Annotated in this window: 1 pseudogene; it reads left to right on the forward strand. The window is 45.5% G+C overall.

Annotation, left to right across the window (positions count from 1 at the left end):
• Positions 1 to 255 (forward strand): annotated as a pseudogene (locus MO387_RS20985) (IS3 family transposase); the annotation flags it as partial.

The raw sequence follows: 255 nt of genomic DNA on the forward strand, positions 1-255 counted from the left end.
TTATGCCTAAGTCAAAAGAAACCCCTGCCGAAACGATCAAGCGCCTTGAACGTGAGTTAGCAGAAGAGAAACTGCGTAACAAAATCCTCAATGGCATGGTTGATATCATGGACAATGAATATGGAGCTGGCCTCAGAAAAAAGTACTTATCCGGTACGTCTGGCAAGCAAAAGCTAAAAGCGAAATAAACCTCGCAGCTGCATGTCGTGCTGCGGGTATGTCGAGGCAAGGTATTTATCAGGCAGTTGCTCGAAT

The organism is Shewanella sp. N2AIL (assembly GCF_022690845.1).
GTDB lineage: Bacteria > Pseudomonadota > Gammaproteobacteria > Enterobacterales > Shewanellaceae > Shewanella > Shewanella baltica.